We start from the raw sequence: 13,189 nt of genomic DNA on the forward strand, positions 1-13,189 counted from the left end.
GCACCACAGGCCCGCACTCCCGGCGGGCCTGCCTGCTCTCATGCCCCGCCAGACGGTTGCGCCCACCCTGACCATTCCTTCGCGCGGCTTCACCCTGCTGGAACTGCTGGTGGTCATCAGCATCATGGCGATTGCCGCTGCCGGCGCAAGCCTGTCTCTGCGCGACAGCGGGCAGGCCCAGCTGGAACGCGAGGCCGAGCGCCTGGCCGCACTGCTGGAATCGGCCCGCGCACAGGCACGAGCCAACGGCGTGCCCGTGCGCTGGCGGCCCATGCCGCAGGGCTTTCGCTTCGAGGGCCTGCCGGCCAGCGCGCAATTGCCTTCGCAATGGCTGCAGTCCGGGGTGCAGGCACAGCCGGCGACGCCGCTGATCCTCGGCCCCGAGCCACTGATTCCTCCCCAGTCCGTCACGCTGACGCTACGCGACTCCAACAGCCCGCCGCTGCGCGTGGCCACGGATGGACTGCGGCCCTTTGCCGTGCAATCCCTGCCATGACAGGCATCCACGGACCACGCCGCAGGCACGGCGCGCCAAGGCGCCTGCCGCACGGCTTCACGCTGATCGAGGTCCTGGTGGCCCTGGGCATCGTGGGCATTGCCCTGATGGCAGGCCTGCAGGCCACATCGGCTCTGACTCGCAATGCCGAGCGCCAGTCCGAGGTGCTGCTGGCCCAGCTGTGCGCGCAAAACGAACTGGTGCGCCTGCGCCTGTCGCGCCAGATGCCGCCCGTGGGCGACAACAGCTTCACTTGCGAGCAGGGCAGCCGGCAGCTGCAGGTCCAGCTCAGCGTGCGCCCCACGCCCAACCCCAGCTTCCGCCGCGTGGATGCCCTGGTCGTCACGGCCGAGCATCCGGTGCTGCGGGTATCGACCATCGTGGGCCGCTTCTAGATGCGTTTGCGCACTTTCTCCCGCACGCAAGGCTTCACCCTGGTGGAGCTGATGGTGGCCATCGCCGTCATGGCCCTGCTGGCCCTGGTGAGCTGGCGCGGACTGGACAGCATGGTGCGCTCGCAGGAGACCATTCGCGCGCGCAACGAGCAGCAGATCGTGCTGCAGACCGTGATCGCCCAGTGGAATGCCGACCTCGAAGCACTGATGCCGCTGGAGCACGCCCAGGTCATCGACTGGGATGGCCAGGTGCTGCGCATGACCCGCAAGAGCAGTGCCGCCGTGGACGATGGCGCCGTGGTCGTGGCCTGGGCCCGCCGCCAGACAGCCGGACGCGACCAGTGGCTGCGCTGGCAGTCGCCACCGCTGCGCACGCGCGCCCAGTGGCGCGAGGCCTGGAACCAGGGGGCGCAATGGGGACGCAATCCTTCGGACGACCAGCGCCGCCGCGAAACCGTGCTGCTGCCCCTGGACCAATGGCGCCTGTACTACTACCGTGACAACGCCTGGAGCAACCCGCAGTCCAGCGGCTCGGACAACGGCACGGGCACGCCCAATCCACCATCCGGCGGCACCAACAGCAGCGCACAGCTGCCCGCGATTCCTGACGGCATACGCGTCGAACTGACCCTGCCGCCCGACAGCGCCGTCCCCGGCCGCGTCACCATGGACTGGGTCAACCCCCTGCGATCCAACAGCCGATCATGATGCGCGCACCCCGCACCCTGCCCGTCCGCCGCCGCCATCGCGGCGTGGCCCTGCTGGCCGCCATGCTCACGGTCACGCTGGTCGCCACCTTTGCTGCCACCGCACTGTGGCAGCAGTGGCGCAGCGTGGAGGTCGAGACCGCCGAGCGCAACCGCATGCAGGCCGCCTGGATTTTGCTGGGTGCGCTGGACTGGTCGCGCGTGGTGCTGGCCGAGGATGCGCGCACCAGCCTGCAGGTGGACCACCTGGCCGAACCCTGGGCCGTGCCGCTGCAGGAGGCGCGCCTGTCCACCTTCCTGGCGGCGCAGAACAACGTCAGCCAGGTCGATGACGGCATGGCAGACATGCAGGACGCCTTTCTCTCGGGCCAGATCATCGACCTGCAGTCGCGCCTGAACCTGCGCAACCTGCTGGGCGCGCCCGACAAGCCCGAAACCCTGCGCCCGCTGGCACGCCTGCTGGAACGCCTGAACCTGCCCCCTGCCTATGCCGCCCAGATCGTCCAGGCCCTGCGCGCAGCGGCCACCGCCGGCGAGGGCGCGCAGTTCCTGATGCCGCGCACGCTGAGCCAGTTCGGCTGGCTGGGATTGCCGCCCGAGGTCGTCTCGCGCCTGGAGCCCTACATCACCCTGCTGCCCGAGAACACGCCCGTCAACCTCAACACCGCCAGCGCCGAAGTCATCTGGGCCAGCGTGGAGGACCTGACCTGGTCCCAGGCCAGCCAGCTGGTGCAGCTGCGCGCATCGCGCCCGCTGCGCAGCCTGGCCGATGCCTCCAACGCGCTGGGCCTGCCTCAGAAATTCGAGGGACAGAACCTGTCGGTCGCCACCAGCTTCTTCGAGGCGCGTGGCCGCATGCGCCTGGGCGAGATCGTGGCCAGCGAACGCTCCATGTTGCGGCGCAACAACATGACAGTCACTACCATCTGGCGCGAGAGGGGGGACTGGGGATTGCCCGAAGCTCCCGCGCCGTGACAGATGCCTGTCACACTCGGCCCCTACAATGCCCGCTTCCGTCCATGAGCACCTTGATTCTTCATCTGCCTGCGGGCCCCGCTGGCGAATACGCCTACGCACTCAGCAGCGACGGCCTGCGCGCCGACCGGCATGGCCACGCCGCAGCAGGCCTGCTGCCCGATCCTGGCCGCACCGGCCAGACGGTTGCCGTGGTGCCGCACCAGGCCTTGTCCTGGCATCTGGTCAGCCTCCCCCATGGCGTGCCTACGGGGAGCCGGCGTGGACATGTGCGCCTGCGTGCCGTGCTCGACGGGCTGCTGGAAGAGCGCCTGCTCGACGACCCCTCCCAACTGCATCTGGCGCTGCAGCCTCAGGCACGCGCGGGCGAGCCCTGCTGGGTTGCCGCCTGCGACAAGGCCTGGCTCCATGCCCATCTGCAGGCCCTGGAGTCCGCAGGCCGGCCCGTGGGCCGCATCGTGCCCGAATGCCCGCCCCAGTCCACGCCCCAGCTGTGGGCCGTGGGCACGCCTGAATCGGCCTGGCTGCTGGCCACCGGCCTGAGCACGGCCCCGCAAGGCATGGACTCGCTGGCCTGCCTGCCGCTGCGCACCGACAGTGCCGACCCCGCCATGCTGGCCGCCCTGCTGCAGGCCCTGCCCCCCGACACCCCGATCCAGGCGGACCCGGCGCTGGCCCGCGCCGCCGAGGCCCTGCAGCGCCCCGTCAGCCTGCTGACGGACGCCCAGCGCGGCCTGGCGGCCCGCGCACAAAACTGGGACCTGGCCCAGTTCGACCTCGACCTGGGCGGCGGCAGCCGCACCCGCCGGCGCATGCTCGACGGTTGGCAGAGCTTTCTGCGCGCGCCGCAATGGAAGGCCGCGCGCTGGGGTGCCGCGCTCGCACTGCTGGCCCAGGTGGTGGGCCTCAATGCCTGGGCCTGGACCGAAAACCGCGCCATCGCGGCCAAGCAGGTCCAGGTGCGCTCCACGCTGGCCACCAGCTTTCCGCGCGTTCCCGTCATCGTCGATGCGCCCGTTCAAATGCAGCGCGAAGTCGCCACGCTGCGCCAGAGCGCCGGCGCGCTGACGCAGGGCGACCTGGAACCCCTGCTGGCCGCCGCATCCCGGGCCCTGCCTGCCGGCCAGTTGCCGCAGGCCATGGACTACCAGGACCGTCAGCTGCGCCTCAAGGGCGTCTCGCTGGAGGCCGAGGCACTGGAGCAGGCACAACAACATCTGGCCGGCAGCGGCCTGCGACTGCAGCGCGACGGTGCCGACCTGCTGCTTGCCCAGGAGGCCCGGCCATGAACATGCGCGCATCCCGCCAAAGCCTGGCCCCACTGCGCGCGCGCTGGAATGCCCTGGCGCCGCGTGAACAGAACATGACGCTGCTGGCCGGTGGCGTGGTGGCACTGGCCCTGCTGTGGTGGCTGGCCCTGGCCCCCGCCCTGCACAGCCTGCGCACCGCGCCCGAACGCCATGCCCAGGCAGACCGCCAGTTGCGCCAGATGCAGCTGCTGCAGGCCGAGGCCGAGCAGCTGCGCAGCAACGCACGCCCCGTGGTCGGCGATGCCAAGGCGCTGCTGCAAAGCTCGCTGTCCGCCGAACTGGGCGCCTCTGCCCAATTGAACTGGATGGGCGACCGCGCACAGATCACGCTCAAGGCCGCGCCCGCCGCCGCGCTGGCGCGCTGGCTGGCCCAGGTCCGCAGCAACACGCACGCCGTTCCCGCCGAGATGAAGCTGGCCCGCAGTGCTTCTGCAAGCGCCGCAGGCGCTGCCGATGCCGTGCGCTGGGATGGCAGCCTGGTGCTGGACCTGCCTGTCGATCCGTCGCGGGCACCTTGAGCATGCGCCGCCAGCCCCGCTCCCAGCCTGTCCTGCGCTCACCGCGCGGGTGGGCGCTGGCAGGCGCCCTGTGCGGCCTGGTGGCCACCACCGTCGTCTGGGCACCCGCCGCCTGGCTGGCACGCGGCGTGGATTCCGCCACACAGGGCCAGGTACTGCTGCTGCAACCGCGCGGCACGCTGTGGAACGGCTCGGCCTCCCTGGCCTTCACCGGAGGCGCCGGCAGCCGCGACCGCACGGCCCTGCCCACGCGGCTGGAATGGACGCTGCGCCCGCGCCTGGACGGCGCCCGCATTCAGCTGCGCAGCGAATGCTGCACACCCACGCCCGTGGTGCTGGACCTGCTGCCGCGCTGGCAGGGCCTGAGCGCCGTGGTGCACGACAGCGACACGCGCTGGCCTGCCTCGCTGCTGTCCGGCCTGGGCACGCCCTGGAACACGGTGGACCTGCAAGGCCAGCTGCGGCTGGCCACGCAGGCCCTGCAACTGCAATTGCTGTGGCAATCGGGGCGCTGGCGCAGCGACGGCAGCACGCGGCTGGAGGCGCTGGCCGTATCCTCGCGGCTGTCCCCTCTGCGCCCGCTGGGCAGCTACCGGCTCGACATCCTCGGGGGCGACAGTCCGCAGCTGCAGCTCAGTACCCTGACCGGCGACCTGCGCCTGAGCGGCCAGGGCCAATGGGTAGGCCAGCGGCTGCACTTCCAGGGCGAGGCCTCGGCCAGCCCCGAGCGCGAAACCGCGCTGTCCAACTTGCTCAACATTCTGGGACGGCGCCAGGGGCCCCGGTCCATCATTTCCTTTGGTTGATCCATGACTCAGCAGCACACGACCCCGTTCTGGCGCAACACCCTGCACACGCTGGCCGTCAGCGCCATGCTGGCCTGCACCGCTGGCACCGCCCAGGCCCAGCAGACCAATGCACCGGCCGGCGCCACGCCCAGCCTGCGTCCGGGCGAGCCTGTGACGCTGAATTTCTCGGGTGCCGACATCGAGGCCGTCTCGCGTGCCATCGGCGCCATCACCAACCGCAACGTGGTGGTCGACCCCCGCGTCAAGGGCCAGATCACGCTGCTGACCGACAAGCCCGTGCCGCCCGCCACCGCCTACCAGCAGTTCCTGGCCGCGTTGCGCCTGCAGGGCTTCACCATCGTCGAATCGGCCGGGCTGTACAAGGTCATCCCCGAGGCCGACGCCAAGCTGCAGGCCAGCGAAGTGGCCGTGGGCGCGAGCCGCAGCAGCGCGGGCAGCCAGATCGTCACCCAGATCTTCAAGCTCAACTACGAGAACGCGGCCAACCTGGTGCCCGTGCTGCGCCCCCTGATCAGCCCCAACAACACCATCAACGTCAACCCGGGCAACAACTCGCTGGTCATCACCGACTACGCTGACAACCTGCAGCGCATCTCGCGCATCGTGGCGACCATGGATGTGTCCAACGCCACCGATGTCGAAATCATCCCGCTGCGCCATGCCGTGGCCACCGACATGGTGGCCCTGGTCTCGCGCCTGATCGAAGGCGGCACGGCCAGCCCCGGCGGCCTCACCGTGACCGCAGGCGGCGCCAATATTCCGGGCCAGAGCGACAACGCCTTCAAGACCTCGCTGATGGCCGAGCCGCGCAGCAACTCCATCGTGCTGCGCGCGGCCAACCCGGCACGCCTGGCCCAGGTGCGCTCGCTGATCGCGCGGCTGGACCAGCCCGCCATGAACGGCGGCGGCGACCAGGGCAACATCCACGTGGTCTATCTCAAGAACGCCGACGCCGTGGCGCTGGCCGCCACCTTGCGCGCCGCCATCGGCGCCCAGGCCACGGCCGCCGGCACGGCCAGCGGCCAGCCCGGTGCGGGCGGCACCCTGCCGCAGGGCGGCGGCATGTCCTCCATCCCCACATCGCAGCCCGTGGTATCGCGCGACTCCAGCGGCACGGCATCCATGGGCATGGGCTCGTCCTCGGGCCTGGGCAGCGGCGGCGGGGGCGGCGCGCTGGGCGTGGCCCAGCAGCCCTCCACGGGCGGCATGATCCAGGCCGATCCTTCGACCAACTCGCTGATCATCACGGCACCGCCGCCCGTCTACCGCCAACTGCGCGCCGTGATCGACAAGCTCGACGGCCGCCGCGCCCAGGTGCTGATCGAAAGCCTGATCGTCGAAATCAAGGACAACCGGCTGGCCCAGTTCGGCATCCAGTGGCAGGCCATGCTCAGCAACAACGGCCGCGTGATCGGCACCCTGGGCACGAACTCCAATGTGGCGGGCGCCAACATCCTGAACCTGCTCGGCCTGGTCAAGGATGGAGGCCTGGACGGCAGCGCCATCACGGGAGACACGTTGTCCAGCCTGAGAGGCACCAACCTCGGCTTCACGCAGCGCGTCAACGGCAAGGACACGCTGGGCTTTCTGGCCAACTTCCTGCAAAACAGCGGTGACGCCAACATCCTGTCCACGCCCAACCTGATGACGCTGGACAACGAGGAGGCGCGCATCATCGTGGGCCAGAACGTGCCCATGGTCACGGGCTCGTACGCCAGCAACTCCACGGGCGGCACGGTCAACCCCTTCACCACCGTGGAGCGCAAGGACGTGGGCCTGATGCTGCGCGTGCGCCCGCAGATCAACGAGAACGGCACGGTGAAGCTGGCCGTGTTCCAGGAAGTCTCCTCGGTGGACGAGTCCACGCGCAAGGACACCAACGGCCTGACCACCAACAAGCGCTCCATCGAGTCCAACGTGCTGGTCGAGGACGGCAACATCGTCGTGCTCGGCGGCCTGATCGACGACAACTACTCCCAGGCCGAGGACCGGGTGCCTCTGCTGGGCGACATTCCCGTCGTGGGCAACCTGTTCCGCAACACCAACCGCAAGCGCAACAAGACCAATTTGATGGTCTTCCTGCGCCCCGTGGTGATGCGCGATGCGACTGCGACCAACCAGGTCTCTTCCGAGCGCTACGAAGCCATCCGCGCGCAGCAACAGAGCCTGCAGCCCGAGCCCAGCGCCCTGCTGCGCTCGGTCAATGCCGCGCCCGTGCTGCCCACGCTGACGCCGCAGCCGGACCCCGGCTCGTTCACCAACCCGGCCGCCATCGTCAACGTGCCGGGCGCCAGGCCCGAGCTGATCGACTTCACCCAGCCGCAGCCCGCCGCGCCCGCCCCCGTGCCGGCCGCTCCCGGCGCGCTCTGAGGCAGGAAGGCCCCATGCGCTATCCCCTGCCCTATGCGTTTGCGCGCACCAGCCAGCTGCTGATCGAGGACGACGGCCACGAGCCCCTGCTCTGGCACGGCCCCTCGCCCGACTGGCAGGCCCTGTCCGAAGTCCAGCGCAGGCATGCGGTGCAGCGCTGGCAGATGCTGGACGCGGGCACGCTGGCCCACCGCATCAGCGCCGCCTATTCGCAGGGCGAGTCCAGCGCGGCCCTGGTGGTCAGCGAGGTCGAGTCCGACGCCGACCTCTCGCGCATGATGCAGGAGCTGCCTGCGGTCGAGGACCTGCTGGAGACGGCCGACGACGCGCCCATCATCCGCATGCTCAACGCCCTGCTCACGCAGGCCGCGCGCGACGGCGCCAGCGACATCCACATCGAGCCCTACGAGCGCCACTCCAGCGTGCGCTTTCGCGTGGACGGCGGCCTGCGCGAAGTCGTGCAGCCCAACCGCGCACTGCATGCAGCGCTGATCTCGCGACTGAAGATCATGGCCGACCTGGACATCGCCGAAAAGCGCCTGCCCCAGGACGGCCGCATCAGCCTGCGCCTGGGCACGCGCGCCATCGACGTGCGCGTCTCCACCCTGCCCAGCGCCCACGGCGAGCGCGCCGTGCTGCGCCTGCTGGACAAGAGCGAGAGCAAGCTCAGCCTGGAGGCCGTGGGCATGCAGGGCGAGACGCTGAGGCGATTCACCCACCTGACGGCCCAGCCGCACGGCATCGTGCTGGTCACCGGCCCCACGGGCTCGGGCAAGACCACCACGCTGTATGCGGCACTGTCGCGCATGGACGCCAGCCACAGCAACATCATGACGGTGGAGGACCCCATCGAGTACGAGCTGGCCGGCGTGGGGCAGACCCAGGTCAACGCCAAGATCGACCTGACCTTCGCCAAGGCCCTGCGCGCCCTCCTGCGCCAGGACCCGGATGTGATCATGATCGGCGAAATCCGCGACTTCGAGACCGCGCAGATCGCCATCCAGGCCTCGCTGACCGGCCACCTGGTGCTGGCCACGCTGCACACCAACGATGCCTCCAGCGCCGTCACGCGCCTGATCGACATGGGGGTGGAACCCTTCCTGCTGTCGTCCTCCCTGCTGGGTGTGCTGGCCCAGCGCCTGGTGCGCAAGATCGACACCACCGAGCCCAGCGGCTACCGGGGGCGCACCGGCATCTTCGAGATGCTGGTGGTGGACGACACCATCCGCGCGCAGATCCACCGCCAGGCCAGCGAGGCCGAGATCCGCGACACCGCGCTGGCCGCGGGCATGCGCCTGATGCGCGACGACGGCGAGCGCCTGGTGCGCGAGGGCATCACCACGCCCGAGGAAGTGCTGCGCGTCACGCGCGACTAGGCGCAGGCGGCCACGCCCGACCCTGCGCAGCACGGGGCATCCCTGTTTGCCACAATGGTCGGCATGTTGGAATCCCTACGCGCCTGGAGCGCTCCCTATGGCGGCGACCTGTTCCTGTGGGTCGCCACGCTGAGCCTGATCAGCTACATCGCCCTGTGGTGGTTCAAGTCACGGCTGTCCACCAGCCAGCTGCGCCGCGTCATCCGCCTGTCGGCGCTGGTGGCGCTGCCGCTGTCCTGGCTGGCCATCCAGCAGGGCGAGAACCATCTGGCGGCAGCCATCCTCCCCCTGGTCTGGTGCGTGGTGCTGGGCATCACCTGCGCGCGGGAAATGTCCAGAAGAAACTGAGTGCGCGAACGCGCACCAGGAATGCCCTGGCGCGGCAAGGCCCGCGCCGCCCCCACCCACCGTGAACTGGAAGTTGGAACCTGCCATGACATCATTCAATGAAGTCCGTCTGTCCATGCTCGACCTCGTGGCCGTGCGCGAAGGCGGCACCGTCGCCGAGGCCCTGGACATCGCGCTGGCCACGGCCCGCAAGGCCGAGGCACTGGGATTCGAGCGCTACTGGCTGGCCGAGCACCACAACATGCCCGGCATCGCCAGCTCGGCCACGGCCGTGCTGATCGGCCACATTGCAGGCGGCACCTCGAAGATCCGCGTGGGCTCGGGCGGCATCATGCTGCCCAACCATGCCCCGCTGGTGGTGGCCGAAGCCTTCGGCACGCTGGCCGAGCTGTACCCAGGCCGCATCGATCTGGGCCTGGGCCGTGCGCCCGGCACCGATGGCGCCACCATGCGCGCCCTGCGCCGCGACCGCGTCGAGACCGAGGAAGACTTCCCGCGCGACGTGATGGAGCTGCAACGCCTGCTGGCCCCGGCCACGCCCCAGCAAAAGCTGGTGGCCACGCCCGGCGCGGGCACCAACGTGCCGATCTGGCTGCTGGGCTCCAGCCTGTTCTCGGCCCAGCTGGCCGCCCACCTTGGCCTGCCCTACGCCTTTGCCTCGCACTTCGCGCCGCGCATGCTCTACCAGGCCGTGCAGCTGTACCGCAGCCTGTTCAAGCCGTCGGCCCAACTGGCCAAGCCCTATGTGATCGTCGGCGCCCCCGTGATCGCCGCGCCCACCGATGACGAGGCCGAGTACCTGGCCAGCAGCACCTACCAGCGCGTGCTGGGCATCATCACGGGCCGGCGCGGACTGCTGCCGCGCCCCATCGAGAACTACGCGGCCCAGCTCGGCGAGCAGGAGCGCCGCGCCATCGGCGACTTCCTGGCCGTGGCCTCCATCGGCGGCCCGGACAAGGTGCGCACGCGCCTGCAGAAGCTGCAGGCCGACACCGAGGCCGACGAGCTGATCCTGGTCAGCGACGTGTATGACCGCGACCTGCGCCTGCGCTCGCTGGAGATCACGGCCGGCGTCATGGGCCGCTGAAGGCATGAGCCGCTCCGCCCGGCTGCTGCAGCTGATCGACCTGCTGCGCCGCGCGCGCCTGCCCCAGGCCGGGCCGGTGCTGGCCCGGCAGCTGGACGTGAGCCTGCGCACCCTCTACCGTGACATCGCCACCCTGCGCGAACAGGGTGCCGCGATTGCGGGCGACCCGGGCGTGGGCTACGAGATGCGGCCCGGCTTTCTGCTGCCGCCGCTGATGTTCACGCCCGATGAGCTGGAAGCCCTGCTGCTGGGCGCGCGCTGGGCCAGCCGCCAGGCCGACCCCGAGCTCGCCCAGGCCGCCACCGCCGCGCTGGACCGCATACGCAGCGCGCTGCCGCTGGAGCTGCGCATCGAGGTGGACACCAGCGGCCTGCTGGTGCCGCCCATCTGCCACGAATCCGTGACCGAGCCCTGGCAGACCGCGCTGCGCCTGGCGATACGGCGCCAGCACCGGGTGCTGCTGCACTACACGGATGAGAAGGGCCAGCCGACCGAGCGCCGGATCTGGCCTTTTGCCATGGCTTTCTTCGATCAGCGGCGCATTCTTGCGGCCTGGTGCGAACTGCGCCAGGACTTCCGCCATTTCCGCGCCGACCGCGTGCGCTCCGTCACCGATCTGCAGGAACGCTATCCCGACCACCGCAGCGGCCTGATCGAACGCTGGTCGCGGCAACTGGGCTACACGGTCCGCTGACACCACTGCTGACAAAAACTGTCAGCATAGCCTCCTACAGTCGCTCCCATGGCCTTCTCGCCATGCATTCAAACCACTGGGAGCCTTCATGAACGACTCGATCAAGCCTCTGCGCTTTTACTTCCACCCCCGCTCGCGCGCCGTCATCGCGCGCTGGATGCTGGAGGAATGCGGCGCCCGCTATGAGCCCGTGCGGCTGGAATTCGGCAGCACCATGAAGGCTGCCGACTACCTGGCCATCAACCCCATGGGCAAGGTCCCCGCCCTGGTGCATGGCGAGACCGTGATCACCGAACAGGCCGCCATCCTTGCCTATCTGGCCGACATCTTCCCCGAACGAAGGCTCGCGCCGGCCGTGGACAGCCCGCTGCGCGGCGTCTACCACCGCTGGATGTTCTTCCTGGCCGGCCCTGTCGACGCGTTGATGACAGCCAAGAGCCAGGGCCACCTGGAGCAGCAGACGGCCGACCAGGCCATGTCCGCCGGCTATGGCCGCTATGACGACGTGGTGCAGACGCTGCGCCAGGCCGTGGCCGGCAGGCGCTACCTGTGCGGCGACCAGTTCACCGCCGCCGACGTGCTCATGGCCAGCTACCTGCGCTGGGGGACGATGATGAAGCTGCTGCCCGCGCTGCCCGAGTTCAGCGACTACGGCCAGCCGCTGATGGAACGCCCGGCCTCGCTGCGCTCCATCCAGCTCAACGAAGCGGACCTGGCCGCCCAGCCGGCATAGGCACCTCCGGGACCTGGGGGCGAGGCCCGAGACGGCCTCGCCATCCAGCCGTCACCGGCAGCGGCTACCATCGGGGGTTGGATCGCCGCCTGGCGTTTCCTGAACGCCATCCTTCCCCAGCCCCACCCGACTCCCGCCGCGCATGCCTGCCTTTTCCTTCGAAGCCCTGGATGCCCAAGGTCAGACCCGCAAGGGCACGATCGAAGCCGACAACGCGCGCGCTGCGCGCAGCCAGCTGCGCGCCCAGGCCCTGGTGCCCATGGCTGTGGAGATCGTGGCCTCGGGGTCCGCGTCCGGCCCGCAGGGCGGCGCCTCGCGCTGGCTGACCCGCCCCGTCCTTGGCTCCACAGGGCTCACCGTGTGGACGCGCCAGATGGCGGGTCTGGTCGGATCAGGTCTGCCCATAGAGCGCGCCCTGGCCGCGCTGTCCGAAGAAGCCGACGACCCGCGCCAGCACCACCTCGTGGCCGCGCTGCGCGCCGAGGTCAACGCAGGCTCCACCTTTGCCCGGGCACTGGCCCAGCATCCGCGCGAGTTCTCCGACATCTACTGCGCCGTGATCGGCGCCGGCGAGGCCAGCGGCAGCCTGGGCCCGGTGCTGGAGCGGCTGGCCGACGACCTGGAATCGCGCCAGGCACTGCAGTCCAAGCTCATTGGCGCAGCCCTGTATCCGGCCATCGTGACCCTGGTGGCCATCGTCATCGTGCTGTTCCTGGTCAGCTACGTGGTGCCCCAGGTGGCCAGCGTGTTCGCGGGCACCAAGCGCGCCCTGCCCTGGCTCACCGTGGCCATGCTGGCGCTCAGCGACTTTGTGCGCAGCTATGGCTGGGCCGCGCTGATCGCCCTGGTGCTGGGCGCCGTGGGATTCCGGCTGTCCATGAAGAACCCCGTGCTGCGCGAGCGCTTCGACGCCTGGTGGCTGCGCCTGCCGCTGATCGGCCGGCTGGCGCGCAACTACAACGCGGCACGCTTTGCCGGCACGCTGGCCATGCTGGCGGGCGCAGGCGTGCCCATTCTCAAGGCCTTGCAGGCCGCCGCCGAAACGCTGGGCAACCGCGCGCTGCGCGCCGATGCCATGGACGCGCTGGCCCTGGTGCGCGAGGGCGCGCCGCTGGCCTCGGCCCTGGCGCAGAAAAAGCGCTTCCCGGGCCTGATCTCCATGTTTGCCCGCCTGGGCGAGCAGACCGGCCAGCTGCCCGTGATGCTGCAGCGCGCGGCCAACCAGCTGTCCACCGAGGTGCAGCGCCGCGCCATGCACCTGGCCACCATCCTGGAGCCGCTGCTGATCGTGGCCATGGGCATGGTCGTGGCCCTGATCGTGCTGGCCGTGCTCATGCCCATCATCCAGCTCAACCAGTTCGTCAAATAGCG

General features: G+C 70.1%; 14 protein-coding genes. All 14 read left to right on the plus strand.

Translation table 11 applies throughout. From position 1 onward, the window contains the following. Window positions 1–40: 40 nt before the first annotated feature. The 14 genes from ACN20X_RS27155 to gspF all read left to right on the plus strand — a co-directional run bounded on the left by ACN20X_RS27155 (window position 41) and on the right by gspF (window position 13,187). Complete coding sequence (locus tag ACN20X_RS27155; RefSeq protein WP_047326421.1) at window positions 41–496, plus strand: GspH/FimT family pseudopilin; 456 nt, start codon at window positions 41–43, stop codon at window positions 494–496. Further along, the gene (gspI, locus tag ACN20X_RS27160; protein WP_016448731.1) at window positions 493–891 is read left to right on the plus strand and encodes a type II secretion system minor pseudopilin GspI; all 399 of its coding nucleotides are present in this window, start codon (window positions 493–495) and stop codon (window positions 889–891) included. Before ACN20X_RS27155 ends, gspI begins: the two co-directional genes overlap by 4 nt. Further along, entirely contained in the window at window positions 892–1,599 is a 708-nt protein-coding gene (locus tag ACN20X_RS27165; RefSeq protein ID WP_047218869.1) for a prepilin-type N-terminal cleavage/methylation domain-containing protein, read from the plus strand. Next, window positions 1,596–2,573, plus strand: coding sequence for a type II secretion system minor pseudopilin GspK (gene gspK, locus ACN20X_RS27170; protein ID WP_016450870.1), 978 nt, complete (start codon window positions 1,596–1,598; stop codon window positions 2,571–2,573). Before ACN20X_RS27165 ends, gspK begins: the two co-directional genes overlap by 4 nt. A 44-nt stretch (window positions 2,574–2,617) precedes the next feature. Beyond that, window positions 2,618–3,862 carry a type II secretion system protein GspL gene (gene gspL / locus ACN20X_RS27175; RefSeq protein WP_043790034.1) on the plus strand — a complete coding sequence of 415 codons (1,245 nt, stop codon included), beginning with the start codon at window positions 2,618–2,620 and terminating at the stop codon, window positions 3,860–3,862. Then, entirely contained in the window at window positions 3,859–4,401 is a 543-nt protein-coding gene (gene gspM, locus ACN20X_RS27180) for a type II secretion system protein GspM (protein ID WP_016448735.1), read from the plus strand. The genes gspL and gspM overlap by 4 nt, the downstream gene beginning before the upstream one ends. Before the next feature lie 2 nt (window positions 4,402–4,403). Beyond that, entirely contained in the window at window positions 4,404–5,207 is an 804-nt protein-coding gene (gene gspN, locus ACN20X_RS27185; RefSeq protein WP_016450868.1) for a type II secretion system protein N, read from the plus strand. 3 nt (window positions 5,208–5,210) lie between these two features. Further along, entirely contained in the window at window positions 5,211–7,580 is a 2,370-nt protein-coding gene (gene gspD, locus ACN20X_RS27190) for a type II secretion system secretin GspD (RefSeq protein WP_126310979.1), read from the plus strand. 14 nt (window positions 7,581–7,594) lie between these two features. Beyond that, complete coding sequence (locus ACN20X_RS27195) at window positions 7,595–8,956, plus strand: GspE/PulE family protein (protein WP_473210069.1); 1,362 nt, start codon at window positions 7,595–7,597, stop codon at window positions 8,954–8,956. 63 nt (window positions 8,957–9,019) lie between these two features. Next, window positions 9,020–9,304, plus strand: coding sequence for a hypothetical protein (locus ACN20X_RS27200; RefSeq protein WP_223275171.1), 285 nt, complete (start codon window positions 9,020–9,022; stop codon window positions 9,302–9,304). Between the two features lie 85 nt (window positions 9,305–9,389). After that, entirely contained in the window at window positions 9,390–10,391 is a 1,002-nt protein-coding gene (locus tag ACN20X_RS27205) for an LLM class flavin-dependent oxidoreductase (protein WP_473210070.1), read from the plus strand. Between the two features lie 4 nt (window positions 10,392–10,395). Continuing rightward, on the plus strand, window positions 10,396–11,085 hold the full coding sequence (locus ACN20X_RS27210) for a helix-turn-helix transcriptional regulator (protein ID WP_016448740.1): 690 nt from the start codon (window positions 10,396–10,398) through the stop codon (window positions 11,083–11,085). A gap of 88 nt (window positions 11,086–11,173) precedes the next feature. Then, window positions 11,174–11,818 carry a glutathione S-transferase family protein gene (locus tag ACN20X_RS27215; protein WP_016448741.1) on the plus strand — a complete coding sequence of 215 codons (645 nt, stop codon included), beginning with the start codon at window positions 11,174–11,176 and terminating at the stop codon, window positions 11,816–11,818. A 142-nt stretch (window positions 11,819–11,960) separates the two neighbouring features. Next, entirely contained in the window at window positions 11,961–13,187 is a 1,227-nt protein-coding gene (gspF, locus tag ACN20X_RS27220) for a type II secretion system inner membrane protein GspF (protein ID WP_016448742.1), read from the plus strand. Window positions 13,188–13,189 lie beyond the last annotated feature (2 nt).

It is taken from the genome of Delftia sp. PX-1, from assembly GCF_055797465.1.

Bases quoted from the DNA above. Each gene is read 5' to 3' on its own strand.
- ACN20X_RS27155 (WP_047326421.1), top strand. From the start codon at position 41: ATGCCCCGCCAGACGGTTGCGCCCACCCTGACCATTCCTTCGCGCGGC.
- gspI (WP_016448731.1), top strand. From the start codon at position 493: ATGACAGGCATCCACGGACCACGCCGCAGGCACGGCGCGCCAAGGCGC.
- ACN20X_RS27165 (WP_047218869.1), top strand. From the start codon at position 892: ATGCGTTTGCGCACTTTCTCCCGCACGCAAGGCTTCACCCTGGTGGAG.
- gspK (WP_016450870.1), top strand. From the start codon at position 1,596: ATGATGCGCGCACCCCGCACCCTGCCCGTCCGCCGCCGCCATCGCGGC.
- gspL (WP_043790034.1), top strand. From the start codon at position 2,618: ATGAGCACCTTGATTCTTCATCTGCCTGCGGGCCCCGCTGGCGAATAC.
- gspM (WP_016448735.1), top strand. From the start codon at position 3,859: ATGAACATGCGCGCATCCCGCCAAAGCCTGGCCCCACTGCGCGCGCGC.
- gspN (WP_016450868.1), top strand. From the start codon at position 4,404: ATGCGCCGCCAGCCCCGCTCCCAGCCTGTCCTGCGCTCACCGCGCGGG.
- gspD (WP_126310979.1), top strand. From the start codon at position 5,211: ATGACTCAGCAGCACACGACCCCGTTCTGGCGCAACACCCTGCACACG.
- ACN20X_RS27195 (WP_473210069.1), top strand. From the start codon at position 7,595: ATGCGCTATCCCCTGCCCTATGCGTTTGCGCGCACCAGCCAGCTGCTG.
- ACN20X_RS27200 (WP_223275171.1), top strand. From the start codon at position 9,020: ATGTTGGAATCCCTACGCGCCTGGAGCGCTCCCTATGGCGGCGACCTG.
- ACN20X_RS27205 (WP_473210070.1), top strand. From the start codon at position 9,390: ATGACATCATTCAATGAAGTCCGTCTGTCCATGCTCGACCTCGTGGCC.
- ACN20X_RS27210 (WP_016448740.1), top strand. From the start codon at position 10,396: ATGAGCCGCTCCGCCCGGCTGCTGCAGCTGATCGACCTGCTGCGCCGC.
- ACN20X_RS27215 (WP_016448741.1), top strand. From the start codon at position 11,174: ATGAACGACTCGATCAAGCCTCTGCGCTTTTACTTCCACCCCCGCTCG.
- gspF (WP_016448742.1), top strand. From the start codon at position 11,961: ATGCCTGCCTTTTCCTTCGAAGCCCTGGATGCCCAAGGTCAGACCCGC.